The following is a 25,732-nucleotide window of genomic DNA, read 5'->3' on the forward strand; positions in this document are numbered from 1 at the left end:
AAAGACACTATGCCCTAGGTGTGAATTTCGCCACTGCGCAAGGGGGGTGTCCGCAGTGAAACGTCAGGTCAGGAGGGCGGCAATGAGTACCAGCACGGGCAGCGACATGATGGTGGTGATCAGGACGGTGTCCTTCGCCACGAGGACTCCCTCTCCGTAGCGGCTGGCTGCAACAAAGACATTTTGGGCGGTGGGCAGGGCCGAGGTGACCACAACGGCAAACAGCAGGTGCCCGTCCATGCCCAGCACAAACCGCGCCAGCGCATAGGCGAGGAGCGGCTGCAGCCCCAGCTTGAACACGGTGGCCAGAACGACGTCGGTGCGGCGCCCGCCGTCGCGCGTCAGCGGCCGCGAGCCCACCAGCGAGATGCCGAAGGCAAGCAGCATGGCCGGGACCGCGGCTCCGCCGATGAGGCTTACGGGTTCCTGGATGATGACGGGCAGCGCAGTGCCGGTGGCGGCCAGGAGCAGTCCGATCAGGGTGCCGATGATGATCGGATTGCGCACGATCTGGGCCAGGAAGGTCAGCAGCGAAGTCCGCCGGCCGCTCGTGGCCGAGTCCATGAGCATCAGGAAGAGCGGGGTGAAGAACGCCATTTGGAAAATCAGGACGGGCGCAATGTATGCGGCGTCGCCCAGGACATAGACGGCAATCGGCAAGCCGAGGTTGGCGCCGTTGACCAGTGATGAGGACATCGCGGAGATTAGTGCTTCGGGCAGCGGCCGGCGCAGCCACCAGCGGGTGCACAGGACAAAAACGAGGGCTGTCCCGAAGGCACTGGCCGCGGCAACGAGCAGCGGCAGGGAGAAAACGGTGTGCAGGTCTGCGTCGCTCAGGGTTACCAGCAGCAGCGCGGGTGAGGCTACAAAGAACGCCAACCGGCTCAGGACGTTTTGCGCATTGGATCCAAGGACGTCCAGCCGCCCGATCAGGTAGCCCACCAAAATGATGATCCAGACAACGGCGAACCCGGTCAGTACCCCCAGCACCGGCCTCTACCGGCTGTCTGCGGTGCGGGGCAGCCGGCGCGGAGCGGGGGCCGGTGCAATAAGGCGGAGGACTGGGGGTGCGGCATCTGCGGGCCGGGACGCGGAGCGGATCATCGGGGCAAGTATAGCCTCCGCTGCAAGGCCCTCCCGCAACAGGAAGACCCCCGGAATCACACTGATTCCGGGGGTCTTCCACCGTGGAGCGGGCGACGGGAATCGAACCCGCGTATCAAGCTTGGGAAGCTAGCGCTCTACCATTGAGCTACGCCCGCAGCGCCGAAGTCCTCCGGCACAAAAAACTACTTTACATGGAACCCGGGCCGCACCGAATTCGACGGTATCTTGGGCATGTTTGCCGACAGCGACCAGGGGGAAAAGATGACCGGGAACAGGATAGTGCCGGCCAGTGAGCTGCCCGCGGACTACTACACCATGCGCAGTGTATGGCGTCGGCTGTGGGCCGGTAAGGCGGGGAGATTCTACGTTGCGGGCATCCTCGTGCTCCTGGTGATCATCCCGTTTGCGCTGGCGATGATCCTGCCGGAGAACCCTGAACCGGGTTTTTGGACCGATCTGGCGGAGGACTGGATCGTTCGCGGGCCCTCGACGCTGGTGTCTGTCACCATTGTTGCGTTCACCGTTCTCCCGCTGATGCTGCGCCGTCGAAGGCGGCAGGCGGAGGCTGAGGATCTTCGGAAGAACGGATGACTGCAGGGCCTCACTCCTGCTCGCCGCCCTGCCGGGCGCGTTCCACCAAGTCACGCCATTTGCCCTGCACGCAGTGCTCGGGCAGGGTCACGGCGGCCGGGCCCACCGTGATCTCGTACATGAACCGGTCCGCACCGGCAGGCTTTTCCGGGGGAACCTCCTGCAGCAGGGGCAGCCACTCCCGCTCGGCCTCCTCAGCGCTCACCTGGGTGCTCCAGACCCGGGTCAGTCCGCCGAAGCCTCCGGTGCGGACCACCACGATCCTCACGGCAGAACGCCCACTGCTTCCCAGGCATCCGACACCGCGCCGTACTCGGCACCTGCGGATCCGTAGCGTTTGTCGGCAGCGGAGAGCGTAGCGGCGGCGAAGCGGGTAAACGTGCAGTCCGCCGGAAGGTTCTGCTTGGTAAGGGCGTCATACCAAATTTGTCCGGCCCGTTCCCAAGCGAAGTTGCCCAGGGTGGCGGCCGCCAGATAGAAGGCGTGGTTGGGGATGCCCGAGTTGAGATGGACTCCGCCGTTGTCCGCCGCAGTTTCCACGTACCCGGCCATGGTGGCCGGCTGCGGATCCTTGCCGAGCACGTCGTCGTCGTACGCCGTGCCGGGAGCCTTGAGGGAGCGCAGCGCCGAGCCTGACACCCGGTCAGTGAACAGGCCTGCACCCACCAGCCAGGTGGCACGCGCCGCCTCCTGGTGCAGGAGCTTCTGTTCCACCAGGACGCCGAAGACATCGGAAACGGACTCATTGAGCGCTCCGGCCTGCCCCTGATAGTCCAACCGGGCCGTGTACTGGATCAGCCCGTGCGTGAGTTCATGCCCAATCACCGTAAGGGACTTGGTGAACCGCAGGAAAACCTCGCCGTCGCCGTCCCCGCAGACCATGCGCTCACCGTTCCAGAACGCGTTGTCATAGTCGCGGCCGTAATGGACGGTGGCCGCCAGCGCTGAACCGGCGCCGTCGAGGGAAGGGCGGCCGTAAGCGTCACGGAAGAGCGCGTGCGCAGCGCCGAGGCCCTCGTAGGCTTCGTCCACTGCTGCATCCCGGGTGGGCTCATCCCCTTCGGACCGGACCAGGACACCCGGCAGCGTCTCGCTCTGCTTGGCATCGGAAACCTGCCGCCGAAGGGAGAGCACCACCGCAGTGTCCCGCTGCGGCGGCGGAGCCTGCCGGGCAGAGGCCCTGGCCTGCCGGACCGGAGGAATCTCAGCCAGTGCTCGCCGGGCTGCTTCCGCGGCCCGGCCGAAGCCGTCCGTCTGCTGATGCTCGACAATGCGGGACAGAAGGTAAGGGGGAACGATTGAACAGGTCATGCTGTCCTCCGAGGTCCGGGTACCGGGATCCGTGGGGCTCCGATCCATGGTGTTCCATGGGCGGGTTGCTGCACCAATGGCCCCAGCCTAGGGCCCTCCTCTGACAGCGCAAGGGAGGAGGGCCGAACGGGACGTTACTGCGCCTGCGGCCGCTCGCTGGCGGCTGCCTGATTGGCCGCCGCCTGGTCATAGGCGGCAACAATGGCCGCTACGCCTTCGGGACCCATTTCCAGACCCACACTGCTGCCGGGATTGATGGCCAGTCCGTAGCCCTCGGCGATGCTCCGCAGTGTTGCCTCGCCGCCGGCCTTGACCATAACCGGCGCCTTTTCGCGGATCTGCGGCGGCACCCGCTCAGCGCTGGTGAAGGTGGCGGCCACGGCCGAGTCGCTTTCCGGAGATTTCAGGACCAGTGCCTGGAAGGAAGCGGGATCCGCATCGTCCAGGAGCCGGCCCACGCTGAGGAGCTCCGACTCGCAGATGCGGGCAACCAGTTCCTGGCTGCTGATGCGCCCTTCCTGGCCTGCGGTGATGGCTTCTTCCAGTGCAGCTGCGCCTGCGGGGTCCGAATACTGCGCCGAGCCGGGCAGGGTAGCTTCCGGCCCGGTTACACCGCCGTCGGTGTTGTCAGTATTCTCTGCGATGTTTTCTGCCACGGGTATCTCCTTGGATATTGGTTTCGGCCACAGTCGTAGCCTTAAAGTCTGGCACAGGGGACCGGGGGCGGAACAAGCTACCGTAGGAGCTGGCCGACCATCCCAGCAGCATGGAGCATCCGATGAGCATCAGCAGGAACACCCGCAGCCTGGAGCCAGGCATTGAGCGGGACTTCACCGACAAAATGAGCTACGGCTCCTATCTGGCACTGGATGATCTGCTGGCCGCCCAGCATCCGGTGAGTAGCCCCGAGCACCACGATGAGATGCTTTTCATCATTCAGCACCAGACCTCCGAGCTGTGGCTGAAGCTGGTCCTGCACGAGTTGCGGGCCGTGCGGAGCAAGCTGGCCGCTGATGATTTGCGCGGGGCGATGAAGGGCATTGCCCGGATCAAGCACATCCAGCGCTCGCTGACCGAGCAGTGGTCCGTGCTGGCCACGCTGACGCCGTCGGAATATGCGGAGTTCCGCGGGGACCTGGGGGCATCCAGCGGCTTCCAGTCCTACCAGTACCGCGCCGTGGAGTTTCTGCTGGGCAACAAGAATGCGGCCATGCTGAAGGTCTTCGCAGCGGACCCGGCCGCACAGGCACTGCTGACCGAACTGCTGGAACGCAGCAGCATCTATGACGAGTTCATTTTTCTCCTGCACCGGCGCGGATACGCCGTGCCTGAAGAACTGCTGGAGCGGGACGTGAGCCAGGCGCACGTGCCCAACGAGGCCCTGATGCGTGTTTACCAACACGTTTATGAGAACGCCGCGGAGAACTGGGACATCTACGAGGCCTGTGAAGAGCTGGTGGATCTGGAAGACAACTTCCAGCTTTGGCGCTTCCGCCATCTCAAGACCGTAGAGCGGACCATTGGTTTCAAGCGGGGAACGGGCGGATCCTCCGGGGCGTCATTCCTCCAGCGGGCACTTGAACTGACGTTTTTTCCTGAGCTTTATGCGGTCAGGACGGAGATCGGCCGCTGATCCGCGCCGGAAAAGGGCTGCGCCGTCATGCGCTATTTTTAGAGGGTGCTGATTTCTGACCGCGACATCCGAACCGAAATTGCCGACCAGCGGATCGTCCTCGATCCCTATGATCCCTCGATGGTCCAGCCCTCCAGCGTGGACGTGCGCATCGACCGGTTCTTCCGGCTCTTCGACAACCACAAGTACGCGCACATTGATCCCTCGATGGACCAGCCGGAGCTGACCCGGCTCGTGGAAGTGGATCCGGATGAGCCGTTCATCCTCCACCCGGGAGAATTTGTCCTGGGCTCCACCTACGAAACGGTCACGCTTCCCGATGACATCGCTGCCCGGCTTGAAGGCAAGTCCTCGCTGGGACGGCTCGGGCTGCTGACGCACTCCACCGCAGGCTTCATCGACCCCGGCTTTTCCGGGCACGTCACCCTTGAGCTCTCCAACATGGCAACGCTGCCGATCAAGCTGTGGCCCGGTTCCAAGATCGGCCAGCTGTGCTTCTTCCGCCTCACCTCGCCGGCGGAATACGCCTACGGTTCAGGGCAGTACGGCAACCGCTACCAGGGACAGCGCGGGCCGACGGCGTCGCGCAGCCACCTGAACTTCCACCGCACCTCGGTCTAAACCTCCGGGACGACGGCGCGCGGCGCACGGCCGGGGGAGCGGACCGGCAGCAGTACCAGCAGGCCCGCCAGCAGAACCGCCAGAATGCCGAGGATGCCGTACCGCTGGGCGCCGAAAATGGTAATGAATGCGGCGAACAGGCTGGGCGCCAGGAAACTGACGGCCCGTCCCGTTGTGGCGTAGAGTCCAAAAAATTCCGCTTCCTCGCCCTCCGGGGCCAGCCTGGCCAGGAACGCGCGGGAGGCTGACTGCGCGGGACCGACAAACAGGCACAGCAGGAGCCCGAAGATCCAGAACGTGGTGTCCCCGCTCCACTGCAGTCCGAGCATGCTCTGCGGCTCGGGACCGAGCAGCGCAATCACTCCGCCGGAGATCAGCAGGCCGACCAGCGAGAAGATGATGACGTTCTTGGGCCCAATCCGGTCATCGAGGACTCCGCCCGCGATGGCGCCGACCGCCGCCACCACATTGCCGAAGATGGCAAAGATGATGACCTCGGAGAGGGCCCAGTCGAACGTTCCCCCGGCAATCACCCCGCCGAAGGTAAAGACTGCGGCCAGCCCGTCGCGGAACACGGCACTGGCCAGCAGGAACCAGATGGTGTGCGGACTGGTTTTGTAAATGGCCTTGATGCGGCGGAACAGCAGTCCGTAAGAGGCGAGGAAGCCAATGCCTGCGGCGCGTTCCCGGCGGGACACCTCGGGAACGGCGAACATCACGGGCAGCGCAAACACGGCCAACCAAACGGCCGAGAACACGGCTACGGCGCGGATGTTCAAGCCGTCCTCGGAGGTCACGCCGAACCATCCCGTCTCGGGGTTGATGAATCCCACCAGCACCACAGAAAGGGCGGCGATCCCGCCGACATAGCCCATGCCCCAGCCAAATCCGCTGATCCGGCCGACTGTTGCCGGCGTCGAAATCTGGGACAGCATGGCGTTGTAGTTCACGCCGGCGAATTCGCTGAAGACGTTGCCCAGTGCGATCAGCGCCACACCCAACAGGAGGAACTCCGGCCGCGGAAAGACGAAGAAGCACAGGGCAGTGACCAGGCACACCAGGGCCGTGTTGATGCCCAGCCAGGTCCGGCGCCGGCCGCCGGCATCCGAGCGCTGCCCCATGACCGGTGCCAGCACTGCAACTGCCACTCCCGCCAGCGCAATGCCGTAACCCAGCACGGAGGAGGCGTGGGCTTCACCCCCGAAGCTGTCCGAGGTGAGGTAGACCGTGAAGACGAAGGTGGTCATCACGGCGTTGAAGGCAGCAGTGCCCCAGTCCCAGGATGCCCACGCCAGGACCTGACGAATGCGGATGCGATGTGCGGCGGTGCCGGAAGCCGGGCCGGTCAATCGAGTGGTGGAGACCATAGGCGAATGCTATAGGTGTCCGGAGCCGCATCGTCTTTTTGGCTGCTCCGGCATGTCCTTCCGACCCGCCTGATGCCGTGGGATCGGCGGCCCGTCGGCGGTTCCGGGACGCCTGCCGAGGGGTGTACGAAATTTCGCGGGTGTATGCCATGGGTAGAATAGACGTACGCCCTCTGACCACCACCTTGATAACTACAGCTGTATTCACCGCTGGAAGACTGTCAATAAAGCTCGGGAGACCTAGTGCTGATTGTGCTCACCGTTTTGTTTACGGTGGCATTGGTGGCGCCCTTATTGTTCCGCAGGATCGGCCGGTCGGCGTTCTACGTCCTGGCTGCCGTCCCCGCTGCCGCCTTTGTTTGGCTGCTGGCCACGTTCCACCGCTACACAGCGGCCAGCCAAATGGTAGCCTCGGGCGCTCCCAACGCCCCGCCGTCCGTAGTGATCCCCTGGATTCCCGACCTCAAAGTTGAGCTCGCGTTCCGGATGGACACGCTGTCCGCGGTTCTGTCCATCCTCATCCTCGGCGTCGGCTCGCTGGTGCTGTTCTACTGTGCGCGGTACTTCCGCCCCGGTGACACCCAGATGGGCGCCTTCGGTTCCCAGCTGCTGGCGTTCGCGGCGGCGATGTTCGGCCTTGTGACGGCAGATGACCTGATCCTGCTGTTCATCTTCTGGGAAATCACCACGGTCCTGTCCTACCTGCTGATCGGGTATTCGGCCCACCGCCTTTCGGCCCGGCGGGCCGCACTGCAGGCGCTGATTGTCACCACCTTCGGCGGACTGGCGATGCTCGTGGGCATGGTGCTCTTGGGCGACGCCGCAGGAACCTTCCGGCTTTCCGAGATCCTGGCCATGGCTCCGCAGCTGCTGGAGCGCGGCGCCATAGTGGACGTGGCCATTGTGCTGATGCTCGTTGGCGCGGTCTCCAAGTCCGCGCTGCTGCCGTTCCATTTCTGGCTGCCCGCGGCCATGGCCGCACCCACCCCAGTCAGCGCCTATCTGCACGCCGCAGCCATGGTCAAGGCCGGCATCTACCTCATTGCGCGGCTGGCACCGGGCTTTTCCGACTCCACCTACTGGCACGCCGTCGTACTGGTCCTGGGGCTGTCCACCATGCTGCTGGGCGGATGGCGCGCCCTGCGCCAGTACGACCTGAAGCTGATTCTTGCCTACGGAACCGTCAGCCAGCTCGGCTTCCTGACCCTCGTGGTGGGCCTGGGCAACCGCGAAGCCGCGGTGGCAGGTTTGGGACTGCTGCTGGCCCACGGCTTCTTCAAAGCAACGCTGTTCCTCGTGGTGGGCATCGTGGACCATCAGGCAGGTACCCGCGACATCCGCAAGCTGTCGGGGATCTTCCGCTCCTCGCCCCAGCTCTTTGCGGTGGCCCTGATCGGTGCCGCCTCCATGGCCGGGGTGCCGCCGCTCCTGGGATTCGTGGCCAAGGAATCGGTCTATGAGACCTTTGTCCACTTCGCCGAGCACCAGGGAACCGCGGGCGCAGTCGTGCTGCTGGCCGGCGTCGTCGTTGGTTCCATCCTGACCTTTGCCTACTCGGCCCGTTTCGTGTGGGGAGGCTTCGCGGTCAAGCCCGGCTGCCAGCCCACCCCCTTCAAGCGGGTTCCCGGCGCCTTCATCGCAGCCCCCGCCGTATTGGCCGTGGTGACCGTAATCTTCGGACTGTGGCCGCACCCGCTCGACGCCGCCATTGCCTCCTATGCGGACCTGTACCCGGCCGACGGCGACCCCACGCACCTGGCGCTGTGGCACGGCTTTACGGCGGCGCTGCTGCTGACAGTCATCACCATCGGCGCCGGAGTCCTGCTGTTCTGGCAGCGCGGACGGGTGGAAAAAGCCCAGGCGCGGTTCACCGCCCCGCTGGATGCCGAGCGCTCCTACCGCCAGATTATCGGCGTGCTGGACGACGTGGCGGTGTGGGTCACCGGCCGCACGCAGCGCGGTTCCCTGATGTTCTACCTCTTCGTCATCCTGCTGGTGGCGGTCGTGACGCCGCTGTCCGCCCTGGTGTGGCGAGGTGCCCCGCTGCCGGAGCAGTTCCACTGGTTTGATTCTCCGCTGCAGCCCGTGATCGGAGTGGGCATCCTCCTCGGCGCCGTCGCGGCGGCCCGGGCCAACAAACGCTTCCTGGCCGTGCTGATGGTGAGCGTCACCGGCTACGGAATCGCCCTGATCTTTGCCCTGCAGGGTGCGCCGGACCTGGCCCTGACACAGATGCTGGTGGAAACCATTGTGCTGGTGGCCTTCGTGCTGGCACTGCGTTCGCTGCCGGCGCGGCTGTGGAAGCGCGAGCCCGCCGGACACCGGCTGCTGCGCGCCCTCCTGGGGATCGCCTTCGGGGCCACCATGGTGATCATCGCCATGACAGCCATGGCCTCCCGTGTTGCGGAGCCCATCTCCCTGCTCTTCCCGGAACTCGCCTATACGGGCGGGGGCGGCGCCAACATCGTCAACGTCACACTGGTGGACATCCGCGCCTGGGACACCTTTGGAGAAATTTCAGTGCTGGCCATGGCCGCCACGGGTGTGGCATCGCTGATCTTCGTCCGCGGCCGCGGAGACAAGCGCCGCCGTGCCGAAGGCGTTGCCACCGGATCCGTGGACCGGGGACGCGAAAACTTCGCGTCCTCCGGCCGCCAGGAAGCAACCCTGGCGCTGGCCCGCAAGTTCTCCAGCGTGAGCCGCGACGCGTGGCTGGTGGCCGGACGGACCCTGGCACCGGAACGCCGCTCCATTATCTTTGAAGTGATCACGCGCCTGCTGTTCCACTCCGTGATCCTGTTCTCCATCTACCTGCTGCTGGCCGGTCACAACATCCCCGGCGGCGGTTTCGCCGGCGGACTCATGGCCGGACTTGCCCTGACCATCCGCTACCTTGCCGGCGGCCGGTTTGAACTGGCCGAAGCCAGCCCGGTCAGCGCCGGGCTGCTCCTGGGCGGCGGTCTGGGCCTGGCAAGTCTCTCTGCTGCCGCTCCGCTGTTCTTCGGCGGCCAGATCCTGCAGAGCGCGATCATCAAGTTCACCTGGCCGATCTTCGGCGAGGTCAAGTTTGTGACCTCCACGATCTTCGACATTGGTGTCTACATGGTGGTGGTGGGGCTGGTCCTGGACGTACTGCGCAGCTTGGGATCGGAGATCGACGAACGCAGCGAAGGCGGGTCTGCCGATGACGAGGACCTGATTGAGCCCGAACCGGAAATTGCCAGCCGAGAGGAGGAGGTAGCCCGATGAGCGTCAACATCACCTTCATGATCATCATGGGAGCGCTGTACGCCTGCGGCATTTACCTGCTCCTGGAACGCAGCCTGACCCGCGTGGTGCTGGGGCTGACCATGCTCACCAACGCCACGAACATCCTGCTGCTCTCCACCGGCGGATTCCAGGGCCTGGCCCCGCTGTTCAGCGCGGACATCCCGGCGGAGGACTATAACGATCCGCTGCCGCAGGCGTTCATTCTGACGTCCATCGTCATCTCCTTCTCCGTGACGGCCTTCATGCTGGGCATCATCTACCGGTCCTGGGTGCTGAGCCGGCAGGACGAGGTCCAGGACGACATCGAAGACCGCCGCGTGGCCAGCCAGAGCAGCTTCGACGCGGAAGACGACGCCGACGTCCCCGAAGACACCACCGAATTCACCCCGCCCGAAGAGGCTGAGGAGGCGCCAGGATCCCTGCGCGCCACCGGTCAGACCACCAGCCCGGAGGCTAAGGAATGAACACGATAAGTTTGGCCCCGCTGGCGGTGGTCCTGCCGTTCCTTGGTGCGGCGCTGGCCTTCATCCTGATCCGGCACACCCGCGCCCAGCGCACCATCAGCATCAGCATCCTGTCAGTCACGCTGATTCTTGAAGTGATCCTGCTGTTTTCCGTCTGGGACAGCGGAGCGCAGGCCGTGGACCTGGGCGGCTGGATTCCGCCGGTGGGCATCACCATGGTGGTGGACCAGTTCTCCGCCCTGATGCTGGTGGTGTCCTCCGCCGTGAGCCTGGCGGTCCTGATCTACGCTGCCGGCCAGGGCATGACCGACGGCGATGAAGACGGCCCGATCTCGATCTTCCATCCGACCTACCTGATCCTGGTGGCGGGCGTGTCCAACGCCTTCCTTGCCGGGGACCTGTTCAACCTGTACGTGGGCTTCGAAATCCTGCTCACGGCAAGCTACGTGCTGATGACCCTTGGCGGGACCACGCCGCGGATCCGGGCCGGCATCACCTACACGGTGGTCAGCGTGGTGTCTTCGCTGCTGTTCCTGATCACGATCGCCATGATCTACGCGGCCACCGGCACGGTGAACATGGCGGACCTGGCGCTGAAGCTGGGCGACCTGGATCCCGGAACCCAGCTGATGCTCCACCTCATGCTGCTGGTGGCGTTCGGCATCAAGGCGGCTGTGTTCCCGCTGTCCTTCTGGCTTCCCGACTCCTATCCCACCGCTCCGGCGCCGGTCACGGCAGTGTTCGCCGGCCTGCTGACCAAGGTGGGTGTTTACGCCATGGTCCGCACCGAGACGCTGCTTTTCCCGGGCGACCGGATCAACACACTGTTGATGGTGGTGGCCGGCCTGACCATGGTGGTGGGTATCCTCGGCGCCCTGGCGCAGACCGACATCAAACGAATGCTGTCCTTTACCCTCGTCAGCCACATCGGGTACATGGTGTTTGGCCTGGCGGTCGGCACGGTGATCGGCATTGGCTCCGCAGTCTTCTACGTGGTCCACCACATTACGATCCAGACCTCCCTGTTCCTTGTCACGGGGCTGATTGAGCGCCGCGGCGGCACCGCGAACATGGACCGGCTGGGCGGGCTGGCGAAGCTGTCCCCGCTGCTGGCCGTGCTCTACTTCATCCCCGCCATCAACCTTGGCGGGATCCCGCCCTTCTCGGGATTCCTGGGCAAGCTGGGCCTTTTGGAAGCCGGCGCGGACCTGGGAACTCCGCTGGCCTACGTCCTGATGGCGGCCAGCGTGGTGACCAGCCTCCTGACGCTGCTGGTGATGGCACGGGTCTGGAACCGTGCCTTCTGGCGCACACCGGAGGACGCCGTCCATCCGGACCCGATCCTGCTGGCCACCGGCACCGACGGGTCATCGCTGCGGCACTCCGGCGAGGTGAACGAGAAGTCCACCGGAAAATTCTCCGGCCGCGAAGCAGTGGACCTGCTGCCGCGCACCATGGTTTATCCCACGGTGGGACTGGTGGCCCTCGGCGTCGCACTGACAGTCCTGGCCGGGCCGCTGTTCTCACTGAGCGACAACGCCGCTCAGGATCTGCTGGACCGAACGCCCTACATTGAAGCCGTGCTGGGAGAGGGGGCCGGACAATGACCCGCAGAGCCCAGATGCGCAACCGTCCGCGCGTACCGCTGCTCAAGGAAATCCCGCTGCTGGTCTGGCTGGTCTTCCTGTGGGGAGCCCTCTGGCAGGATTTCAGTGCCGGCAACCTGATCTTCGGCGCTGTCATCGCCTTTGTGGTGGCGAATATCTTCTATCTTCCCCCGGTGGATCTGAGCGGACGCTTCAACCCGCTCTACGCCCTGGGCTTCGCCGTCCGGTTCTTCTACAAGCTGGTTCACGCCAGTTTCGAGGTGCTGTGGCTGGCCATTGCCAAGGGCCCGAAGATCAAGAATGCCGTGGTCGGCGTGAAGCTGCGCAGCCACTCGGACCTGCTGGTCACTGCCACCGGACACGCGCTCTCCCTGATCCCCGGATCGCTGGTGGTGGAGGTGGACCGGTCCACCTCCACCCTGTACCTGCACTGCCTGAATGTTTCCACTCCCGAGCAGGCGGACAAGGTGCGCAAGGATGTGCGGGACACCGAATCGTGGCTGATCCGTTCCATCGGAACCCGTGAGGATCTTGAGGTGCTGAAAGCGGAAAAGGCGCTGGCCCGCCGGGGCAGTGCCCTCCGCACCGGACAGGCCGAGTCGTCAAAGGGAGCAAACTCATGATGAGCGTTTTTCTGGTCCTCGTGGCCGTCATGCTGTCCCTCGCGGCTGCCGGCGCCATTTTCCGGATTGCCCGGGGCCCTTCCATCCTGGACCGGGTACTGGCGGCGGACGTGCTGCTGACGATTGTGGGAGCGGCACTGGCCACGGAGATGATCATCGAGCGCAACCTGGATTATCTGGCGCTGCTGGTCTCGATCTCCTTGATTGGCTTCATCGGCTCCGTCACCGTTGCCCGCTTTGTTACGGACCGGAGGTAGCCCGTGAGCCAGGAACTGAATGATTTGATCGTGGGAATCCTGATGACGGGCGGGGCACTGATGTCCCTTGCTGCCGCCATCGGTCTGACGCGGTTTCCGGACCTGATGAGCCGCATGCATGCGGCCTCCAAGCCGCAGGTGCTGGGACTGCTGCTGTTCCTGCTGGCAATGGCGGTCCGCTTTGAAAGCTGGGTGCTGCTGCCCGTGCTGGGAGTGTGCTGGCTGTTCATGATCCTCACCGCCCCGGTGTCCGCCCACATGGTGGGCCGCGCCGGTTACCGGACAAAGCACCTGCGCCCGGAGCTGCTCAGCATCGACGAACTGGATGATGTTGTGGGACGCGCGCAGGAACTGCTGATCCAGGCCAGGACGGACAGCCCCGGGGATGACGGAGAAGGGGAAGACCCGCTGGTGGATGACGATCCCGGGGCCCCGGACCAGGAAAGTTCGCTGGATGATGACGTCCTGCCGCGGACGGGATCCACCGAAGCACATCACGGAGTGTTTCCCGGATCGAGGCCGGACACAGCACAGGGCGCCCGCCGCCCGGGAGGAAATCCCGAGGGCTGAGCGCCCTGTGGTGGAGGGTGCTGCTGCTTAGACGACGTCCGGCGTCTTCTGGTAACGCTGGATGGCGCGCTGCGTGCCGCGGTTGGTCAGGACACGGATGGCCTGGCTGACGGCGCCGGAGACGACGGCGAAGATCACCGCGGTGCGGAGGTTGACGTCCAGCACTCCGTCCTTGTCCCGGGGCGGTTCGTTGCCCGTCACCCTGGTCCAGATGAAGTCCAGGATTTTAGCGGACAGAATGCCCGCGCCAACGCTTGCGCCGGTACCAAGCAGTTTCAGGATCAGGTTCATGGATGCTCCTAGTTTGTGGGGGCCGTTTCCCTAACCCTACCCGCCGGGCCGCCCAAAGTGGTTTGCCCGTGTGTAGAGTGGGAAGCGCAAAACATACGACAGGGGAGCGCCCTCCCCGCCCGTGCTTCGGCACGATGCGGGAGGACCAAGGCGCTGAGAGTGCGGACAACCGCAGACCCTCGAACCTGATCCGGTTAGTACCGGCGCTAGGGAGTCGAGATCTCACGGGATCTCACGGCAATCCGTCGTGAGCCATCCCTCCCCTCCTGTACCTCAGGAGGTTTTTTCATGCAGCAGAACATGTCCCCGGCACAACGTTCCCGCCGGCAAAACTCACCGTGGCGGCGCCCGTGGCGCGTGGTCGACATTGTGGTGGCCTCCGTGATCGCAGTGGCCGTCGGCGTCATTTTTTGGGCCTGGTCCCTGGCCTACAACGGGGTGGAAGTTGTGTTCCTGGCCTTTCCGCCGCTCGGCGGCCTGTACGCCGGCGGCTGGCTGATCGCCGGAGTCCTGGGCGCGCTGATCATCCGCAAACCCGGAGCCGCCATCTACTGCGAGGTTCTCGCCTCCGCGGTGTCCGGCGTGCTCGGAACCCAGTTTGGCCTCTCGGTGCTGTTGTCCGGATTCATCCAGGGGCTGGGCGCGGAGCTGGTGTTCCTCGCCTTCCTCTATGTCCGGTACACCCTGTCCGTGGCCATGCTGGCCGGCCTGGTCTCCGGAGTGTTCCTGGGGGTCAGCGAGAACATCCTTTACCGCCCTGAATGGGCGCTGCAGTGGCAGGCGCTTTACACGCTCTTCGCCGCTGTCTCCGGCGCCGTCCTGGCCGGGGTGTTGTCCTGGCTTGCCGCCCGCGCGCTGGCGCGGACCGGCGTCCTGGCTCCGTTCGCCTCGGGACGGGCAGCTGACGCGGGATCCAATGCCCGTTCGTAATCCATCTTCGTCCCCCGTGTCTTCCCCTGTGTCTTCCCCCGTGACCGTACGGGCACGGGACTACGGCTGGCGGCATGCCGGACGCAGCACCCCCGCGATCTCGGGATTGACCCTGGACATTGAACCGGGCGAAAAGGTGCTCCTGCTCGGTGCCTCCGGCGCCGGGAAGTCCACGTTGCTGCATGCCCTGGCCGGTGTGCTCGGCGAGGGCTCCGGACCGGACGCGGCGGGAGAAGAACACGGCAGCCTCACCCTGGACGGGGTTGTTCCGCTGCAGGCCCGCGGCCGGGCCGGCCTGGTCCTGCAGGATCCCGAGTCCCAGCTGGTGCTCTCCCGGGTGGGGGACGAGGTTGCCTTCGGCGCGGAAAACCTCCGGGTGCCGCCGCAGGAGATTTGGCAGCGGGTGCGGACAAGCCTGGACGACGTCGGATTGCGGGTGCCGCTGCACCATTCCACGGCCGCCCTCTCCGGCGGACAGAAGCAGCGCCTGGCCCTGGCCGGAGTGCTGGCCATGCAGCCGGGCCTGCTGCTGCTCGACGAGCCCACAGCCAACCTTGATCCGGACGGGGTGGCGGAAGTCCGTGCCGCCGTCGAACGCGTCCTGGCGCGCACCGGTGCAACACTGATTGTGGTGGAACACCGGGTTGCGGTGTGGGCGGACATTGTGGACCGGGTGGTGGTTTTGGCGGCCGACGGCGGAATACTCGCCGACGGTCCGCCGTCACAGGTGCTGGCCGATCCCGGCCACCGGACCCGGCTGACGGCTGCCGGGGTCTGGCTTCCGGGATCCGCACCTGCCGTGAGCGCGCCGCTTCCGCAGGAGCCGGGGGCAGCACTGCTGGAAGCCAGCGGGCTCGGAGCCGGGCGCAGCAAACGCACCCCTGCCGTTGTGGCGGGCGTGGATTTGCTGCTGCGTGCCGGGACGTCGCTGGGAATCACCGGCCCCAACGGGGCGGGCAAGTCCACGCTGGCCCTCACGCTGGGCGGGCTGCTGAAACCCGTGTCCGGCACCCTGCAGGCAACACCGGCGCTGTCCGGTTCCGCCGGAGCGGACCCGGGCCGTTGGAAATCCACTGAGCTGGTAACCCGGATCGGCACTGTTTTCCAGGAACCCGAGCATCAGTTCCTGACCGGCACCGTCCGCGGTGAACTGGCATTCGGACCCCGCCGCGCCGGAATGCCGGAAGCCGCGATCGAGGAACTCGTGGAAACCCTGGCCGGCCGGCTGCGGCTTACCGCCCTGCTGGACGCCAACCCGTTCACGCTCTCGGGCGGCGAAAAGCGCCGTCTTTCGGTGGCCACCATGATCGCCACCGAACCGGACATCCTGCTCCTTGATGAGCCCACCTTCGGACAGGACGCCAATACCTGGGCTGAACTCGTGAATCTGCTCCGCGCTCTGCTGGCCGAGGGCCGCTCGGTGGTTTCGGTAACGCATGACGCGGATTTCCTGGCCGCCCTGGGCGGAGACGTGCTGCACGTACAGGACGGCACCGCTGCAACCGTGGAGCAAGCCCGGGCAGGAAAGAGCCGCGCAGGAAGGGGGATGCGTCCATGAGGGCTGCGGACACAGGTGCGCCGGAAACAGGCATACATTCCGTCGCGGCGCATGCGGATCTGCGCAATCCCTCCCGCCGTCCCGCCGGAACGCTGCTGGAACGAGCCAACCCGCTTTCCAAGCTGGCTGCCGCCCTGGCGGTGACGCTCGCCGTGCTGGTCAGCGTTGACTGGGTCAGTTCAACCATCATCCTGGCCGGGGAACTTCTCCTGCTTCCGCTGCTGCGGATTGCGCCGCTCACCCTGCTCAAACGCATCTGGCCGCTGCTCATCGGCGCGCTGGTGGGCGCCTGGGGCACGGCCCTGCTGGCGGAAAAGACCGGCACCGTGCTGCTGGATGCCGGCCCCGTCCTCTTCACCTCCGATTCGGTGGCCGCCGGCATCGCGATCGGGCTGCGGGGCCTGGCAATCGCGCTGCCCGGGATCTATCTGCTCGCTTCCACCGACCCCACCGATCTGGCCGACGCCCTGGCGCAAAAACTGCATCTGCCGCACCGGTTTGTGCTTGGGGCACTGGCCGGCATGAGGCTGGTGGGGCTGCTGGTCTCGGAATGGCAGTCCCTGGGCATGGCCCGGCATGCACGCGGAGTGGGCGCCGATTCCGGCCTCCTGACACGCATCCGGTCCTTCTTCGGCCAGGCGGTTGCCCTGCTGGTCCAGGCCGTGCGCCGCGCCACCCGCCTGGCTTCGGCCATGGAAGCCCGCGGCTTTGGCAGCGGCGGCAGGACCTGGGCCCGGACCTCGGTGTTTACCGGTTTGGACGCCTGGGTCACGCTTTACGGAGTGGTGCTGGCAGCCGGGGCGCTGACGGCGGCGGTTGCGGCCGGGAGCTTCAACTTCATCCTCAGCTAGGCCCCAGCCGTGCCCGGTTATAGTGCGCCGCGCAGCAGCGCCGTCAGCTCTTCCGTCAGGGCAGGGGACGAACCGATCGGGGTGCCGTCAATGGAGGTAACCGGGGCCAGCAGCCGGATGCTGGAAACCAGCCACACGGCGTCGGCCTCCATCAGGTGGACCGGCTCCAGCGGGCCGTAGCCCCGGGCCCAGCCTGCCGCCTCGGCCGCATCAAAGAGCGCGCGCTGCGTGGTGCCGGGAAGGATCCCGCTCTCCAGCTCGGGCGTCAGCAGCATTTTCTGCCCGTCTTCTTCCACCGCCAGGATCACACTGGAGGTGGGCCCCTCCAGGACCTTGCCGTCCGAGGAGGTGAAGATGACGTCGTCAGCGCCGTTGGCTTTCGCATACCGCAGGGCAGCCATGTTGACGGCGTAGGACAGGGTCTTGGCGCCCAGCAGCAGCCACGGCGCCCGGTCGGCAAGGGTGCTGTCATAGCCGCGGTCCAGCAGCAGGACCGCCAATCCGTCGGCCGTGCGCTCCCGGGCTCCGGCCGGAACGGGGGTGGCCGCCACCCAGGCAGTGGGGGAATCCGCTCCTTCCACGCCGCGCGTCAGCAGCAGTTTCACCACTGCCTCGCCGTTTCCCTCCCGGATTGTCAGCTCCGTCAGGGCAGTGGCAACGGCTCGTTCCCAGGTTTCCCGCTCCGGCACAACGAGGTCCAGCGCCTGCGCCGAGGAGGCCATCCGGTCCAGATGCGCGTCCATTTTGCGGGCGGCTCCGTCCACTGCGAGCATCGATTCAAAGATGCCGTCGCCGCGCGTGGCGCCGAGGTCAGTGGCCCTGAGCTGCGGAACATCTGCCTCCGCCAGCCGGCCTTCGGGGAATTCTGGGTCCAGGAATACCAATACAGTCATGGACCCAGACTAGTTTGCCGTCCCGGCAGACTAGTCTAAGGAAGGACAAATCTGCTGATAGGAGCGTCGTGTGTGGGTGGCTTTAACGGGATCAGCGCTCCCCGTGTGGATTGCCACGGTATTGACCGTGCTGGATTATGTCATCCGCGTTGTGTCGCTGGGAGTGGTGCCGGGGAACCGTCGGCCCACTACCGCCATGGCTTGGCTCCTGTGCATCTTTTTTCTGCCGCTTCCGGGCATCATTCTCTTCCTGCTCTTCGGTAACTTCCGGTTGTCTCAGCACCGGGTGAAACGCCAGGCGCAAATCAACCGTGCAGTCCGTGAGAACACCCGGGAGCTGGAGGCCGAAGGCAGCACGTATTCCGGGCCCGAATGGGTGGTCTCGGCCACGGAACTGAACCGGCGGCTGGGCTCTTTTCCCAGCCTCGACGGCAACGAAGTACATCTGCAGCGGGACTACAACGAGTCCATCCGTGAGATGACCGAAGTGGTGCGCGGGGCGCGGAAGTACGTGCACGTTGAGTTCTACATCATGAGCTACGACGACGTGACCCGGGAGTTCTTTGCGGCCCTCAAGGAGGCCGCGGCCCGTGGAGTGCGGGTGCGTCTGTTGTTCGACCACATCGGCACGCTTCGGGTGCACGGGTACCGCAGTCTGCTGAAGGAACTGCGCAGCTCGGAAATCCAGTGGCGTCGCATGCTGCCCGTCCTGCCGGCCCGCGGCCAGTGGCGCCGGCCGGACCTGCGCAACCACCGCAAAATCCTGGTGGTGGACGGAAGGGTGGCCTACACCGGGTCGCAAAACCTGGTGGAGCCCTCCTACCGCAAGCCGCACAACCAGAAGATTGGCCGCAAATGGGTGGAGCTGATGGCCCGCCTTGAAGGACCGGTGGTGGATGAGATCAACGTCGTCTTTGCCACCGACTGGAACGCCGAAACAGATGAAAACCTGGAACGGGAACTGAGCCTGTACGAGTGGGAGACCAAGCCCGGCGATGTGACCTGCCAGGTGGTTCCGAGCGGCCCCGGGTTCAGCACGGAAAACAACCTGCGGCTGTTCACGTCCCTGATCTATTCAGCGTCGGACCGCATTTCCATTACCAGCCCGTACTTTGTCCCGGACGATTCGCTGCTGTACGCCATTACCACCGCCGCCCAGCGCGGCGTGCAGGTGGAACTGTTCGTGTCCGAGCGCGGCGACCAGTTCCTGGTGGACCACGCCCAGCGTTCCTACTATGAGGCCCTGCTGCGTGCCGGTATCCGGATCTACCTCTATCCCAAACCCCTGGTCCTGCACGCCAAGCACTTCACCATTGACAACGAGGTGGCCGTCCTGGGCTCCTCGAACATGGATATGAGGTCCTTCTCCCTGAACCTGGAAGTGTCCGTCATGATGTTCGACGGGGACATCGTGGAGAACATGCGGCGCATCGAAGACACCTACCGCTCCCTGTCCCGGGAACTCCTGCTGTCCGAATGGATCGGGCGGCCCGTCTGGCAGCGCTACATCGACAATGTCTGCCGGCTGACAGCCACCCTGCAGTAGTCCGCCCGGCTACTGCGGAAACGCCGCCCCCAGCGCGCTCAGCACACCAAAGGCCTTTGCCCGGACCTCGTCCCATTCCGCTGCCGGATCCGAATCCGCCGTGACCGCTCCGCCCACGCCCAAAGTCAGGGAGGAATCCCGGATCTCCAGGGTCCGGATCACCACGGACAGGTCCGCCGCGCCGGTGAGGGAAAACCAGCCGACGGCGCCGGAATAGGCGCCGCGCGGAGCCCCCTCCAGCCGGTCCAGAATTTCCATGGTGCTGATTTTTGGTGCACCGGTCATTGATCCGGGTGGAAAGGCAGCGGCAACGGCTTCGGCGCGGGAGGCTCCGGGGAGCAGCTGGGCGTCCACCGTGCTCACCAGCTGGTGGACTGTGGCGTAGCTTTCCACCGCGCAGAGCCGGGGAACGGTGACGGACCCCGGAACGGCGAAGCGGGAGAGGTCGTTTCGCAGCAGGTCCACAATCATGATGTTTTCCGCACGGTCCTTGGATGAAGAGACCAGATCAGCTTCCAGCGCCCGGTCTTCCCGCTCCGTGGCTCCGCGCGGCCGAGTCCCCTTGATCGGTTCGGCCCGCAGCGCACCGGCTCCGGTGAAGGACAGGAAGCGCTCCGGTGAGGTGCCTGCCAGGGCATAGCCGCCAAAACGCAGCAGCGATGCGAACGGAGCCGGATTGCGCTGCCGAAGTTCCCGGTACACGGCCAAGATGTCTGGTGCTGCCAGGGGCGCGCTAAGCCGGGCGGTCAGGGCGGTGGTCAGGCATACCTCGTACGAGTTTCCGTCGCTGATTTCCGTTTGGGCGGAGCGAACCTTGGCCAGGTAGGAGCTCCGGTGATCCCGGACGGAGAACTGCAGGCCGACGGGCACCGCACCCGGGGATGCTCCGGGCCGGGCGGCGGCAGCACTTTGCGCTGCCTTCCGGACCCGGTCGGTCCATTCGCCGCCGGCTTCGTCTCCGACGGAACCGCTGCCGGATCCGTCGTCCGTCAGGGCTAAGACGTAGAGGCACCGCTGCTCATGGTCCAGCACCACTGCCCGGCCCGCGAAAATCAAGGCAGCATCAGGCGCAGCCTCGGGACGGGCATCGGCTCCGGGGCCGGCAGGATTTTGTGTTCCGCCGGTTTCGCGCTTGAGTCCGTACCCCAGGAACCCGAGCCAACCCAGGGCAAAGCCGCAGGGATAGTCCGCCGGGACCGTCGCCCGGGCCGAGCCCCAGACCGAATCGAGCCACGGAAAGAAGGCGCCGGGACGGGAAAGGGTCACCGGCCCCGAAACAACGGTGGTGACTGCGTTGCGGTGCTCCGCGTACCTGCCCAGCGGGCCGCCGTCGTCCGCCATGATGCTGAAGCGGCTGCGGGAGGCAATATGGGCGGCGCCGGACGCTGCGTTCCGTGGCCCCGGCGCCTCGAACCCAGGCGCCTCGAACTCCGCGCCCGCACTGGAGCTGTCCAGCCACACAGAGCGGGAAGCCGAACCAAAAAGTTCCCCGAACAGCTGCTCGGGATCCACCCAGGTATCCAGCCGTTCCACCCGGACGGTTTCAGCGCCCGCGGCGTTGCGTCCGGCCCAGGTCGGCTGGAGTCTGGGCAGCGCGAACCCGCCGAGGGCACGCAGGACGTAACCTGCGGCGGCCCGCGGAGTTCCGGAGGCGTGCTGCCGGTCAACCGTGATGTCCGCGCGGCCCGGCGCCGGATCGTCCGACGCCCAGGACCGTTCCTGCGCAGCCCACCTTTCCCAGTGCGGGGCATAGGTGTCACCGTCGCGTGCCAGTGCCTGTTCGCGGCGCAGTCCTGCGGGCGCAGCAACCCATACGGCGGCGTCGAGCAGGTGGCGCACTGCAGCTGCGGAGGACCCGACGCCCTCAAAAATGACGATCTCCGCCGGTTCGGTTGTGCGCTGCTCTCCGTAGCGGCCGGCCACCCAGTCCCACTGCTGCCAGTGGGCCGTGCGTCCCGCGGCCAGGGGAGCGGCCACATGCTCACTGAAATAGGTGATTCCGTCCGCGAGTCCGTCCCAACCGGGGTAAACATCCTCGAGATGGAACAGGGAAACGGTGTGGTGGGCACGCAATGCCGCTGCCAGTTCTGTGGCGAGCGTGGTTTTCCCGGCACCGGAAAAGCCGTCGACGGCGATGAGGACGGGCAGCGTCAGGGAAGCGGCCGTGGTGGCGGCCGCCGCCTGGAAAAACGTCACGATTGCCCGGAGGCAGCCTCAAGGGCTGTCCGGACATGCTGCACCACGCCGGGCAGGGACGCCTGGATCATGGCGTAGGAGGAATCAAAGTCCGTCATGTCCCCGTACCAGGGATCTTCGATGCCCTGTTCCTCCGGGGGAAGAGCCGCCGAGGCGGGATCGAAGCTGCGGATCAGCCGGATTTTATCGCGGTCCGGGCGATCGGCGGCCAGCTCCCGGAGCCGGCGAAGGTGCCCAAAGTCCATGGCCAGCACCAGGTCACGGTCCTCGAACCACTCCTCCTCGAACTCGCGGGCGCGAAAACGGCGCGCCCGCTCTGCGTCATAGCCGTGGGACAGGAGTTCCTCCACGGCACGGGGGTCCATGGGGTTGCCTGCTTCCCAGGCGGTGACTCCGGCGGAATCCACCGAGACTTCGGACCCGAGCCCGGCTTCTTCAAAGGCGCGGGCCAGACAGAACTGGGCCATGGGGGAGCGGCAGATATTTCCGGTGCAGACCGTGATGATTCGGTACATTCCCCAAGCCTACCCAGCGCCGCACCTGCCCCGGACCGGCTGCGGGCGCCCGGATGGTCAGGCCCAGGCGATAATTTCCCCGGAGGGGAGCAGGAACCATCCGTCCGCTGCCGAGGCCCAGCGCCGCCAGCCGGCCGCCATCCGTTCAAGTCCGGCCCTGTCCGTGAGTTCCCGGTCCAGCGCTTGATCAGCAAACGCCGAGTGCAGCACGCGCTCCGCCCATCCTTCACCGAACCAGGTGCGCCGGTCCTCGGTGGCGTACAGCCAGTTGGAGGCGGACGGAACAAATTCGGTGAAACCTGCCTCGAGGGTCCACGAGACCAGGCGGCGGCCGGCGTCGGGCTGGGCGGCATTGCCGCGGGCTATGCGCTGATAGACGTCCATCCATTCGGAGAGCTCCGGAAGTTCCGGGTACCAGCTCATCCCGTGGAAATCCGCGTCCCGGATGGCCACAATTCCGCCGGGCCGGGTGACCCGCCGCATTTCGCGCAGCGCGGCCACGGGATCGGCGAGGTGCTGGAGGACCTGGTGGGCGTGAACGACATCGAACGCCGCGTCGGGAAAATCCAGGTCATACACGTTGCCTGCCGCAAACTCCACGTTCGCCAGACCCCGGGATGCAGTGAGCTTCCGGGCCTGCGCAACCACGTCTTCGGACTGGTCCAGCCCGATGACCGTTCCCGGGTCCAGCAGGTTGGCCAGGTCCGCGGTGATGCTGCCCGGGCCGCAGCCCACATCCAGCAGGGCCATGCCCGGCTCAAGGTAGGGGAGCAGATACGCTGCCGAGTCGGCGGCCGTGCGGACCGCATGGGCCCCCACCACGCTGGAGTGGTGGCCGTGCGAATACTGTTCCGGAGCCATAGGAGGAGAATACGCGGACCGGATGGCGTATTGCCGGGAGATTGCTGCGTGTGTCTGCGGCCGGAGATTCCCGGGGACCCTTGTGCCGGGGCTTTCCCGTTCGGGACGATGGTCTCTGGGCTGACGCCCCGGGGGCTTCGGCCGGAGGGCTGAGATGGAGGCATCGCGGGAGCGTACGCAGCGCGTGTGCGTGTGGACGGCGTGCGCAGCGGGTCTGGTGCATGCCTTGTTCAGCGGTTACTGGGCGCTTGGCGGGCACTGGCTGCTGGACACCGTGGGCACGGAGGCCGTGCGGATCTCCTCGGCTTCACCGCTGCTTACCGGGCTCGGCCTGGGGCTGGTTGTCCTCGCCAAGGCGGCGGCCGCCGTGATTCCGGTGGCTGTTGAGTACGGGCGGCTGGGCCGGGAAAAGCTGTGGCGGCGTCTGAGCTGGTCAGGCGCAGTACTCCTGGTGCTCTACGGCGGTGCCAACACCGTGGTCAGCAACCTGGTGCTCGCGGGATGGATTGTGCCCGCCGGCGGATACAACTTCCCGGCGATGGCCGGACACGCCTGGCTGTGGGATCCGCTGTTCCTGCTCTGGGGGCTGGCCCTGCTGGCTTATCTGCTGTTCTCACGGCCCGGAGCTGTTCAGCTGTCCGGGCCACCTCTCAGAAGTTGAGTCGGTTCGACTCAACTTTGTTGACAAAGAACGCGTCCTGAGTAAAGTTGAGTGCAGAACGCTCAAGACGCGCTGCGGGAGTGCCTGGCCCTCCCGGCGCAGTTTGCCACGGAAAGAGGAAGCAAATATGTCACGTGCAGTAGGTATTGACCTTGGAACCACGAACTCGGTTGTCTCTGTCCTGGAAGGCGGCGAGCCCACGGTTATCGCCAACGCAGAGGGCGGCCGCACCACCCCTTCGGTTGTTGCTTTCGCCAAGTCCGGCGAGGTCCTGGTAGGCGAAATCGCCAAGCGCCAGGCCGTGAACAACATTGACCGCACCATTTCCTCCGTCAAGCGCCACATGGGCACCGACTGGAACGTGGACATTGACGGCAAGAAGTACACCGCCCAGGAAATCTCCGCACGCATCCTGCAGAAGCTGAAGTCCGACGCCGAATCGTACCTGGGTGAGAAGGTCACGGACGCCGTGATCACCGTCCCCGCGTACTTCAACGACGCCGAGCGCCAGGCCACCAAGGAAGCCGGCGAGATTGCCGGCCTGAACGTCCTGCGCATTGTCAACGAGCCCACCGCCGCAGCTCTGGCCTACGGACTGGACAAGGGCAAGGAAGACGAACTCATCCTGGTCTTCGACCTCGGCGGCGGAACCTTCGACGTCTCCCTGCTCGAAGTCGGCAAGGATGAAGACGGCTTCTCCACCATCCAGGTGCGCGCCACCGCCGGTGACAACCGCCTCGGCGGCGACGACTGGGACCAGCGCATTGTGGATTACCTGCTGAGCCAGGCCAAGGCCAAGGGTGCTGACCTGTCCAAGGACAAGATCGCCCTGCAGCGCCTGAAGGAAGCTGCCGAGCAGGCCAAGAAGGAACTCTCCTCCGCGACTTCCACCAACATCTCCCTGCAGTACCTCTCGGTCACCCCCGAAGGCCCGGTCCACCTGGATGAGCACCTTTCCCGTGCCAAGTTCCAGGACCTGACCAAGGACCTGCTGGACCGCACCAAGAAGCCGTTCAAGGACGTCATCTCCGAAGCCGGCATCAAGGTTGCGGACATCGACCACATCATCCTCGTTGGCGGTTCCACCCGTATGCCGGCCGTGTCCGAACTGGTGAAGGAACTGGCCGGCGGCCAGGAGCCCAACAAGGGCGTGAACCCGGATGAGGTTGTGGCCGTTGGCGCCGCCCTGCAGGCCGGTGTGCTGAAGGGTGAGCGCAAGGACGTTCTGCTGATCGACGTCACCCCGCTGTCCCTGGGCATCGAAACCAAGGGCGGTGTGATGACCAAGCTGATCGAGCGCAACACGGCCATCCCCACCAAGCGCAGCGAGACCTTCACCACGGCGGATGACAACCAGCCGTCCGTGGCCATTCAGGTCTTCCAGGGTGAGCGCGAGTTCACCCGCGACAACAAGCCGCTGGGCACCTTCGAGCTGACCGGCATTGCTCCGGCTCCTCGCGGCGTCCCGCAGGTTGAGGTCACCTTCGACATCGATGCCAACGGCATTGTGCACGTGTCCGCCAAGGACAAGGGCACCGGCGCCGAGCAGTCCATGACCATCACGGGCGGTTCTTCCCTCTCCAAGGAAGACATCGACCGCATGGTCCGCGAAGCCGAAGAGCACGCAGCGGAGGACAAGAAGCGCCGCGAGGCTGCGGACGTCCGCAACTCCGCCGAGCAGCTGGCCTACTCCGTGGACAAGCTCCTCACGGACAACGACGACAAGCTGCCCGAAGACGTCAAGACCGAGGTCAAGGGCGATGTTGACGCGCTGAAGAAGGCACTCGAAGGCACCGAGAACGACGACGAAGTAAAGTCGGCGTTCGAGAAGCTGCAGTCCTCGCAGACCAAGCTGGGCGAAGCCATTTACGCTCAGGCCCAGTCTGAAGGCGCTGCAGGTGCCGCAGGCGGTGCCGGTGCCGGTGACGCGGGCGCAGCCGGCGGATCCTCCGCCGGCGACGAGGACATCGTTGACGCCGAGGTTGTCGACGACGAAGACAAGAAGTAAT

General features: G+C 65.6%; 24 protein-coding genes, 1 tRNA gene, 1 pseudogene and 1 riboswitch. Of the genes and pseudogenes, 15 read left to right on the forward strand and 11 right to left on the reverse strand.

Annotation, left to right across the window (positions count from 1 at the left end; all coding sequences use genetic code 11):
- Positions 1 to 63: 63 nt before the first annotated feature.
- Together AC4D2W_RS06780 and AC4D2W_RS06785 are read right to left on the reverse strand one after the other, a co-directional pair.
- The gene (locus AC4D2W_RS06780) at positions 64 to 990 is read right to left on the reverse strand and encodes an AEC family transporter (RefSeq protein ID WP_490926159.1); all 927 of its coding nucleotides are present in this window, start codon (positions 988 to 990) and stop codon (positions 64 to 66) included.
- Between the two features lie 198 nt (positions 991 to 1,188).
- Positions 1,189 to 1,262: transfer RNA gene (locus AC4D2W_RS06785), tRNA-Gly, on the reverse strand.
- Between the two features lie 106 nt (positions 1,263 to 1,368).
- On the opposite strand from AC4D2W_RS06785, the gene AC4D2W_RS06790 reads away from it, so the two are divergent.
- Positions 1,369 to 1,698, forward strand: coding sequence for a hypothetical protein (locus tag AC4D2W_RS06790; RefSeq protein WP_490926160.1), 330 nt, complete (start codon positions 1,369 to 1,371; stop codon positions 1,696 to 1,698).
- Between the two features lie 10 nt (positions 1,699 to 1,708).
- On the opposite strand, the gene AC4D2W_RS06795 is transcribed toward AC4D2W_RS06790, so the two are convergent.
- From AC4D2W_RS06795 to AC4D2W_RS06805, 3 genes are all read right to left on the reverse strand, one after another.
- A complete protein-coding gene (locus AC4D2W_RS06795; RefSeq protein ID WP_490926161.1) occupies positions 1,709 to 1,954 on the reverse strand; it encodes a protealysin inhibitor emfourin in 246 nt (81 codons plus the stop codon).
- 8 nt (positions 1,955 to 1,962) lie between these two features.
- On the reverse strand, positions 1,963 to 3,009 hold the full coding sequence (locus AC4D2W_RS06800; RefSeq protein ID WP_490926162.1) for a M4 family metallopeptidase: 1,047 nt from the start codon (positions 3,007 to 3,009) through the stop codon (positions 1,963 to 1,965).
- A gap of 134 nt (positions 3,010 to 3,143) precedes the next feature.
- A complete protein-coding gene (locus AC4D2W_RS06805) occupies positions 3,144 to 3,665 on the reverse strand; it encodes an SseB family protein (RefSeq protein ID WP_490926163.1) in 522 nt (173 codons plus the stop codon).
- A 122-nt stretch (positions 3,666 to 3,787) separates the two neighbouring features.
- Between AC4D2W_RS06805 and kynA the strand changes: the two genes are divergently transcribed.
- Positions 3,788 to 4,642, forward strand: a complete 855-nt coding sequence (gene kynA / locus AC4D2W_RS06810; protein ID WP_490926165.1) for a tryptophan 2,3-dioxygenase — start codon at positions 3,788 to 3,790, stop codon at positions 4,640 to 4,642.
- A gap of 45 nt (positions 4,643 to 4,687) precedes the next feature.
- Positions 4,688 to 5,263, forward strand: coding sequence for a dCTP deaminase (dcd, locus tag AC4D2W_RS06815; RefSeq protein WP_490926166.1), 576 nt, complete (start codon positions 4,688 to 4,690; stop codon positions 5,261 to 5,263).
- On the opposite strand, the gene AC4D2W_RS06820 is transcribed toward dcd, so the two are convergent.
- Positions 5,260 to 6,630 carry an MFS transporter gene (locus tag AC4D2W_RS06820; protein WP_490926167.1) on the reverse strand — a complete coding sequence of 457 codons (1,371 nt, stop codon included), beginning with the start codon at positions 6,628 to 6,630 and terminating at the stop codon, positions 5,260 to 5,262. The two genes, dcd and AC4D2W_RS06820, sit on opposite strands and share 4 nt — an antisense overlap.
- Positions 6,631 to 6,873: 243 nt before the next feature.
- Here AC4D2W_RS06820 and AC4D2W_RS06825 point away from each other — a divergent pair, with 243 nt between their 5' ends.
- The 6 genes and pseudogenes from AC4D2W_RS06825 to mnhG all read left to right on the forward strand — a co-directional run.
- Entirely contained in the window at positions 6,874 to 9,879 is a 3,006-nt protein-coding gene (locus AC4D2W_RS06825) for a Na+/H+ antiporter subunit A (RefSeq protein ID WP_490926168.1), read from the forward strand.
- A complete protein-coding gene (locus tag AC4D2W_RS06830) occupies positions 9,876 to 10,364 on the forward strand; it encodes a Na(+)/H(+) antiporter subunit C (protein WP_490926170.1) in 489 nt (162 codons plus the stop codon). The genes AC4D2W_RS06825 and AC4D2W_RS06830 overlap by 4 nt, the downstream gene beginning before the upstream one ends.
- Positions 10,361 to 11,971, forward strand: a complete 1,611-nt coding sequence (locus tag AC4D2W_RS06835; protein ID WP_490926172.1) for a Na+/H+ antiporter subunit D — start codon at positions 10,361 to 10,363, stop codon at positions 11,969 to 11,971. Before AC4D2W_RS06830 ends, AC4D2W_RS06835 begins: the two co-directional genes overlap by 4 nt.
- Entirely contained in the window at positions 11,968 to 12,594 is a 627-nt protein-coding gene (locus AC4D2W_RS06840) for a Na+/H+ antiporter subunit E (protein WP_490926173.1), read from the forward strand. The genes AC4D2W_RS06835 and AC4D2W_RS06840 overlap by 4 nt, the downstream gene beginning before the upstream one ends.
- Complete coding sequence (locus tag AC4D2W_RS06845; RefSeq protein ID WP_490926174.1) at positions 12,591 to 12,851, forward strand: MrpF/PhaF family protein; 261 nt, start codon at positions 12,591 to 12,593, stop codon at positions 12,849 to 12,851. Before AC4D2W_RS06840 ends, AC4D2W_RS06845 begins: the two co-directional genes overlap by 4 nt.
- Positions 12,852 to 12,893: 42 nt before the next feature.
- Positions 12,894 to 13,244, forward strand: a pseudogene (gene mnhG / locus AC4D2W_RS06850) (monovalent cation/H(+) antiporter subunit G); the annotation flags it as partial.
- A 204-nt stretch (positions 13,245 to 13,448) separates the two neighbouring features.
- Here mnhG and AC4D2W_RS06855 read toward each other — a convergent pair.
- Complete coding sequence (locus tag AC4D2W_RS06855) at positions 13,449 to 13,712, reverse strand: DUF4235 domain-containing protein (RefSeq protein WP_490926175.1); 264 nt, start codon at positions 13,710 to 13,712, stop codon at positions 13,449 to 13,451.
- A 90-nt stretch (positions 13,713 to 13,802) separates the two neighbouring features.
- Positions 13,803 to 13,942, forward strand: a riboswitch (TPP riboswitch).
- A gap of 58 nt (positions 13,943 to 14,000) precedes the next feature.
- Between AC4D2W_RS06855 and AC4D2W_RS06860 the strand changes: the two genes are divergently transcribed.
- The 3 genes from AC4D2W_RS06860 to AC4D2W_RS06870 are packed head-to-tail and all read left to right on the forward strand — an operon-like array spanning position 14,001 to position 17,051.
- Entirely contained in the window at positions 14,001 to 14,642 is a 642-nt protein-coding gene (locus tag AC4D2W_RS06860) for an ECF transporter S component (protein ID WP_490926176.1), read from the forward strand.
- Positions 14,629 to 16,200, forward strand: coding sequence for an ABC transporter ATP-binding protein (locus tag AC4D2W_RS06865; RefSeq protein WP_490926177.1), 1,572 nt, complete (start codon positions 14,629 to 14,631; stop codon positions 16,198 to 16,200). Before AC4D2W_RS06860 ends, AC4D2W_RS06865 begins: the two co-directional genes overlap by 14 nt.
- Entirely contained in the window at positions 16,197 to 17,051 is an 855-nt protein-coding gene (locus tag AC4D2W_RS06870) for an energy-coupling factor transporter transmembrane component T family protein (protein ID WP_490926178.1), read from the forward strand. Before AC4D2W_RS06865 ends, AC4D2W_RS06870 begins: the two co-directional genes overlap by 4 nt.
- Before the next feature lie 17 nt (positions 17,052 to 17,068).
- Here AC4D2W_RS06870 and AC4D2W_RS06875 read toward each other — a convergent pair whose 3' ends face one another.
- Complete coding sequence (locus AC4D2W_RS06875) at positions 17,069 to 17,944, reverse strand: aminodeoxychorismate lyase (protein WP_490926179.1); 876 nt, start codon at positions 17,942 to 17,944, stop codon at positions 17,069 to 17,071.
- A 70-nt stretch (positions 17,945 to 18,014) separates the two neighbouring features.
- On the opposite strand from AC4D2W_RS06875, the gene cls reads away from it, so the two are divergent.
- The gene (gene cls, locus AC4D2W_RS06880) at positions 18,015 to 19,490 is read left to right on the forward strand and encodes a cardiolipin synthase (RefSeq protein ID WP_490926180.1); all 1,476 of its coding nucleotides are present in this window, start codon (positions 18,015 to 18,017) and stop codon (positions 19,488 to 19,490) included.
- Positions 19,491 to 19,499: 9 nt separating this feature from the next.
- Here cls and pabB read toward each other — a convergent pair whose 3' ends face one another.
- From pabB to AC4D2W_RS06895, 3 genes are read right to left on the reverse strand one after another with little or no spacing between them, the layout of a single operon-like run.
- Positions 19,500 to 21,686: an aminodeoxychorismate synthase component I gene (gene pabB, locus AC4D2W_RS06885; RefSeq protein ID WP_490926181.1), complete on the reverse strand. Its 2,187-nt coding sequence runs from the start codon at positions 21,684 to 21,686 to the stop codon at positions 19,500 to 19,502.
- Complete coding sequence (locus tag AC4D2W_RS06890; RefSeq protein WP_490926182.1) at positions 21,683 to 22,201, reverse strand: low molecular weight protein-tyrosine-phosphatase; 519 nt, start codon at positions 22,199 to 22,201, stop codon at positions 21,683 to 21,685. Before AC4D2W_RS06890 ends, pabB begins: the two co-directional genes overlap by 4 nt.
- 57 nt (positions 22,202 to 22,258) lie before the next feature.
- A complete protein-coding gene (locus AC4D2W_RS06895; RefSeq protein ID WP_490926183.1) occupies positions 22,259 to 23,062 on the reverse strand; it encodes a class I SAM-dependent methyltransferase in 804 nt (267 codons plus the stop codon).
- 154 nt (positions 23,063 to 23,216) lie between these two features.
- On the opposite strand from AC4D2W_RS06895, the gene AC4D2W_RS06900 reads away from it, so the two are divergent.
- On the forward strand, positions 23,217 to 23,723 hold the full coding sequence (locus tag AC4D2W_RS06900) for a DUF3995 domain-containing protein (protein ID WP_490926184.1): 507 nt from the start codon (positions 23,217 to 23,219) through the stop codon (positions 23,721 to 23,723).
- 127 nt (positions 23,724 to 23,850) lie between these two features.
- A complete protein-coding gene (gene dnaK / locus AC4D2W_RS06905) occupies positions 23,851 to 25,731 on the forward strand; it encodes a molecular chaperone DnaK (RefSeq protein ID WP_490926185.1) in 1,881 nt (626 codons plus the stop codon).
- The last annotated feature ends 1 nt before the right edge of the window (position 25,732 follow it).

This window comes from Arthrobacter sp. TJ-58 (genome assembly GCF_058269295.1).

Bases quoted from the DNA above. Each gene is read 5' to 3' on its own strand.
- AC4D2W_RS06790 (WP_490926160.1), top strand. From the start codon at position 1,369: ATGACCGGGAACAGGATAGTGCCGGCCAGTGAGCTGCCCGCGGACTAC.
- AC4D2W_RS06800 (WP_490926162.1), bottom strand. From the start codon at position 3,009: ATGACCTGTTCAATCGTTCCCCCTTACCTTCTGTCCCGCATTGTCGAG.
- kynA (WP_490926165.1), top strand. From the start codon at position 3,788: ATGAGCATCAGCAGGAACACCCGCAGCCTGGAGCCAGGCATTGAGCGG.
- AC4D2W_RS06820 (WP_490926167.1), bottom strand. From the start codon at position 6,630: ATGGTCTCCACCACTCGATTGACCGGCCCGGCTTCCGGCACCGCCGCA.
- AC4D2W_RS06830 (WP_490926170.1), top strand. From the start codon at position 9,876: ATGAGCGTCAACATCACCTTCATGATCATCATGGGAGCGCTGTACGCC.
- AC4D2W_RS06835 (WP_490926172.1), top strand. From the start codon at position 10,361: ATGAACACGATAAGTTTGGCCCCGCTGGCGGTGGTCCTGCCGTTCCTT.
- AC4D2W_RS06840 (WP_490926173.1), top strand. From the start codon at position 11,968: ATGACCCGCAGAGCCCAGATGCGCAACCGTCCGCGCGTACCGCTGCTC.
- AC4D2W_RS06845 (WP_490926174.1), top strand. From the start codon at position 12,591: ATGATGAGCGTTTTTCTGGTCCTCGTGGCCGTCATGCTGTCCCTCGCG.
- AC4D2W_RS06855 (WP_490926175.1), bottom strand. From the start codon at position 13,712: ATGAACCTGATCCTGAAACTGCTTGGTACCGGCGCAAGCGTTGGCGCG.
- AC4D2W_RS06860 (WP_490926176.1), top strand. From the start codon at position 14,001: ATGCAGCAGAACATGTCCCCGGCACAACGTTCCCGCCGGCAAAACTCA.
- AC4D2W_RS06865 (WP_490926177.1), top strand. From the start codon at position 14,629: ATGCCCGTTCGTAATCCATCTTCGTCCCCCGTGTCTTCCCCTGTGTCT.
- AC4D2W_RS06870 (WP_490926178.1), top strand. From the start codon at position 16,197: ATGAGGGCTGCGGACACAGGTGCGCCGGAAACAGGCATACATTCCGTC.
- AC4D2W_RS06875 (WP_490926179.1), bottom strand. From the start codon at position 17,944: ATGACTGTATTGGTATTCCTGGACCCAGAATTCCCCGAAGGCCGGCTG.
- AC4D2W_RS06890 (WP_490926182.1), bottom strand. From the start codon at position 22,201: ATGTACCGAATCATCACGGTCTGCACCGGAAATATCTGCCGCTCCCCC.
- AC4D2W_RS06895 (WP_490926183.1), bottom strand. From the start codon at position 23,062: ATGGCTCCGGAACAGTATTCGCACGGCCACCACTCCAGCGTGGTGGGG.
- AC4D2W_RS06900 (WP_490926184.1), top strand. From the start codon at position 23,217: ATGGAGGCATCGCGGGAGCGTACGCAGCGCGTGTGCGTGTGGACGGCG.
- dnaK (WP_490926185.1), top strand. From the start codon at position 23,851: ATGTCACGTGCAGTAGGTATTGACCTTGGAACCACGAACTCGGTTGTC.